The 4,198-nt window shown below is 72.5% G+C and carries 4 protein-coding genes; all 4 read left to right on the top strand.

The features are described 5' to 3' along the window. Positions 1 to 2: 2 nt before the first annotated feature. Complete coding sequence (locus D7X74_RS40150; protein WP_120538212.1) at positions 3 to 1,577, top strand: fatty acyl-AMP ligase; 1,575 nt, start codon at positions 3 to 5, stop codon at positions 1,575 to 1,577. A 185-nt stretch (positions 1,578 to 1,762) separates the two neighbouring features. Beyond that, positions 1,763 to 2,860, top strand: coding sequence for an NAD(P)/FAD-dependent oxidoreductase (locus D7X74_RS40145; RefSeq protein WP_120538211.1), 1,098 nt, complete (start codon positions 1,763 to 1,765; stop codon positions 2,858 to 2,860). Between the two features lie 64 nt (positions 2,861 to 2,924). Then, a complete protein-coding gene (locus D7X74_RS40140; protein ID WP_120538210.1) occupies positions 2,925 to 3,692 on the top strand; it encodes an ATP-grasp domain-containing protein in 768 nt (255 codons plus the stop codon). 131 nt (positions 3,693 to 3,823) lie between these two features. Then, positions 3,824 to 4,198 (top strand): gamma-glutamylcyclotransferase family protein (locus D7X74_RS40135; RefSeq protein ID WP_147446869.1); only part of this gene is annotated, 375 nt, incomplete at its 3' end.

Raw genomic sequence — 4,198 nt, 5'->3', positions numbered from 1 at the left:
GGGTGAAGCCGGGGGAGCGGGTGGCGCTGCTCCTGCCCACGTCGCCCGCGTTCATGGATGCCTACTTCGGCACGCTGCTGGCGGGCGCGGTGCCGGTGCCGCTGTATCCGCCGGTGCGGCTGGGGCGCCTGGACGAGTACCACCGGGCGACGTCGCGCATGCTCCAGGTGACGGGCGCGGTGGTGGTGCTGACGGACACGCGCGTGCGGCTCCTGCTGGGGCCCAGCGTGGAGACCGCGCGGCCCCGATTGGGATGCCACACGGTGGACGCGGTGATGCACGGCGACGAGGACCTGGAGGTGGAGGTGGATCCCGATGCGCTGGGGCTCATCCAGTTCTCGTCCGGCTCCACGGTGGCGCCGAAGCCGGTGGCGCTGACGCACGGGGCGCTCCTGGCGCAGGTGGCGGCGCTGGAGGCGGCGATGCCGGTGGCTCCGGGCGTGACGCCGGTGGGCGTGAGCTGGCTGCCGCTGTACCACGACATGGGACTCATCGGCTGTGTGCTCTCGGCGCTGTACTACCCGGGCAGCCTGGTGCTGATTCCGCCGGAGACGTTCCTGGTGAAGCCGGCGCTGTGGCTGCGGGCGCTGTCGCGGCACCGGGGCTTCGTGTCCCCGGCGCCGAACTTCGCCTATGGGTTGTGCTTGAAGCGGGTGAAGGACGCGGAGCTTCAGGGCGTGGACCTGTCTGGGTGGCATCACGCGCTCAACGGCGCGGAGCCGGTGTCCGCGGACACGCTGCGCCGGTTCGCGGAGCGGTTCGAGAAGTGGGGCTTCTCCGCGCGGGCGCTGCGGCCGGTGTATGGGCTGTCCGAAGCCTCGCTGGCGGTGACGTTCCCTCCGGCGGGGCGAGGGCCGCGCGAACTGGGCGTGGATCCGGACGTGCTGGCGCGCGAGGGACTGGCGCGCGATGGGGCGCGGACGCTGGTGAGCGTGGGCGCGCCGGTCGCGGGCTTCGAGGTGCAGGTGCGCGGCGAGGACGGCGCGGAGCTGCCGGAGCGCAAGGTGGGGCGCGTGTTCGCGAAGGGGCCGTCGGTGATGCGCGGCTACTTCGAGGACGCGGAGGCGACGGAGCGCGCGCTCACGGGCGACGGTTGGTTGGACACGGGGGACCTGGGCTTCGGCGCGGAAGGGGAGCTGTACCTGACGGGCCGCGCGAAGGACCTGGTCATCATCCGGGGCGCGAACCACGCGCCGCAGGCCTTCGAAGAGCCCCTGGCCGAAGTGCAGGGTGTGCGCACGGGCTGCGCGGTGGCGCTGGGCTTCACGCCCGAAGGCAGCGAGGACGAAGCGCTGTTGATCCTCGCGGAGCGCTCGGCGCCGGGGAACGAGCAGTCGGTGGAGGCGGACATCCGCTCCGCGGTGGTGGCGGCGACGGGCGTACAGCCGCACACCGTGCGCATCCTGGAGCCGGGCACGTTGCCGCGCACGTCCAGCGGCAAGCTGCGCCGGGGCGAAGCGCTGCGGCGCTATCTGGCGGGCGAGCTGACGGCGCCGAAGAAGATGGGCGCGGTGGGGATCGCGGTGGAGATGGCGAAGAGCGCGTTGGCGATGGTTCGCGCGGAGCATGACTCGTGAAAGGGCAGGGCGGGTGAGGCTTTCATGCGGAGTCGACAGGGATTGCCGGCTCGCGGAGTGGTGCGGGTGAAGCCCCTGCGCGTGGCTGACAGACATTGCCTGCGCGCACGCCGGCAGCCCATCGCGCTGCTCCGGGGGGCTGAGCGCCGTGGGTTCCTCGCGGATGCTCGAACGGAGCGTGGCACGTGAAGCGCCACGACGTGGTCGTGGTTGGAGGAGGCCCGGCGGGGCTCGCGGTGGCCATCGCCGCGGCCCAGCGTGGGTTGGACACGGTGGTGCTGGAGCGGTCCTCCACGCCCGTGGACAAGGCCTGTGGTGAGGGCCTGATGCCCTCGGGGCTCGCTGCGTTGGAGCGGTTGGGGGCGCTTGCGCATCTGGACCGGCGCGAGAGTTCGCCCTTCGTCGGCATCCGCTACGTGCAGGAGGATGGCACCACGGCGGAAGGCAAGCTGCCGGCCCCTGGCGGTCTGGGCGTGCGCAGGCTGGCCTTGTCCACGGCGCTCGTGACACGGGCGCGTGAAGTGGGCGTGGACCTGCGCGAGTACTCGCAGGTCGTGGCGCACCAACGCACGGACGAAGGCGTGATGCTGGAGACACCCACGGGGGCGGTGCAGGCCCGGTTCCTGGTGGCCGCGGACGGGCTGGCCTCGCCGCTGCGGCGTGCGGAGGGCCTGGACGTGGCCCTCGACGGCCCCCGCCGCTTCGGGCTGCGGCGGCACTTCCGCTGCGTGCCATGGACGCCCTACGTGGAGGTGCACTTCGCCTCCGGCGTCGAGGCGTACGTGACGCCCGCCGGAGCGGAGCGCGTGGGCATCGCCTTCCTGTGGGAGGCCGGCACCGTGGCGGAGCGCGTGGGCTTCGAGGCGTTGCTGGCCCACTTCCCCAGGCTCGCGGAAAAGCTCGCGGGCGTGGAGCCGGACTCGCAGGTCCGCGGCGCGGGCCCGCTGGCGCGCGTGGCCCGGACGCGGGTGGCGGACCGCTTCGCGCTGGTGGGGGACGCGGCGGGCTACGTGGACGCGGTGACGGGCGAGGGCCTCACCCTGGCCTTCGCCTGCGCGGAGTCCCTGGGCGCGCTGCTCCCGGACGCACTGGCGAAGGGCGCGGGCCGCGACACGCTGATGCCCTACGAGCGCACCTTCCAGCGCGTGTTCCGCAAGTACTCCTGGACGACGCACGGCCTGCTGATGCTCGCGCGGCGTCCGCGCCTGCGAAGGCCCGTGGTGCGCCTGCTGGGTCACAGTCCCTGGCTCTTCGAGCGCATCCTCGCCGCCGTGGTGACGTGAGCCGGCTGTCAGTCGCGCGAGGCATCACCCGTCCACGCGGCGGTCCTCATCCACGGAGCCGCACATGCACTGGGTCGTCCAGAGCAACCTCTTCAACGAGCAGGGCTTCCACACGTTGATGGATGTCCTGGCGCATGGGGCCATCCCGCACACGCTGGTCAAGGTCATCCCCTTCGGGGGCGGCATCGAGCCCTCGCTGACGCTCTCAGGGCCGGTGGTCGTGATGGGTTCGCTCAGCCTGACGCGCCATGCGCGTGCGCAGGGGTGGACTCCGGGCGCCTTCATCAATGACCACTTCGACTACCGCCTCTGGCGGAAGCACCTGGGCCGGCACCTGTTGAACGCGGACGCCACGGTCTGCCGCCTCGCGGACGTGCCCGAGCGGGAGGGGCGCTTCTTCATCCGGCCCTGTCTGGATGACAAGTCGTTCTCCGGGATGGTGACGTCGTGGGAGGCGTTCGCGAAGTGGCGCGAGCAGGTCCTCGCGCTCGACACGTACGCCACGGTGTCCGCGGACACGTGGGTGGCGGTCAGCGCGCCCAGGGCCATCCAGCGCGAGTACCGCATGGTCGTCGTGGACGGCCGGGTCATCACGGGCTCGCTCTACAAGCTGGGTGACCGGGTGTTGGCCTCATCGGAGGTGGAGCCGGAGGTCCACGCGTTCGCCCAGCGCATGGCGGACACCTGGGGACCGGACCGCGCCTACGCGCTGGATGTCTTCATGCACGAGGGCGAGCTGTACGTCGGGGAGATCAACAACCTGAACTCGGCCGGCTTCTATGCCTACGACGTCGGCAAGATGGTGGCCGCCGTGGAGGCCATGCGTTTCTAGCGAGGGCCGGGAGCGGGAGCCTCATCGGGCCCCTGCTCCCGGAAAAGCTCCGCGTCCCCCGGAACCCACCCGCGCGGATCCGCACCGCCCGCCCCTTGTCCGCCCGCCGCACGCCGGGGAGACTCAAGTCCATGGCACCTGGCCCCGCGGCTTCGCGTCCCTGGTTCGCGTTCTCCCTCGACCTGGCTCCGGCCGCGGCGAGCCGGCACCTGCACGGCCTGCCCCCCGTGCCCGACTTCCCCGAAGGCGAGCTCGCCGAGGCCCTGGACGTGGACGTCGTCTATGACGTCCACGTGCCCAACTGGGGCGGCCGGGTCGCGCGCCTCGTGGATGCCCCCGGACACCACGTCACCGGCCGGCTGCGTCCCGTGGACGCCGAGTCCTGGCCCGTCCTGGCCCGCCTGGAGACCGCCCTCGCCCTGGCCAACGAGGAGCGCCCGGTGCGGGTGCGCACCGCGTCAGGGGCCGTGGTGGAGGCCCACGCCTTCACCCCCGCCGCCCGGAAC

The sequence above is a fragment of the Corallococcus sp. CA047B genome, assembly GCF_003612065.1.
GTDB classification, from domain to species: Bacteria; Myxococcota; Myxococcia; order Myxococcales; family Myxococcaceae; genus Corallococcus; species Corallococcus praedator.
This window is presented reverse-complemented; position numbering and strand designations above follow the sequence as displayed.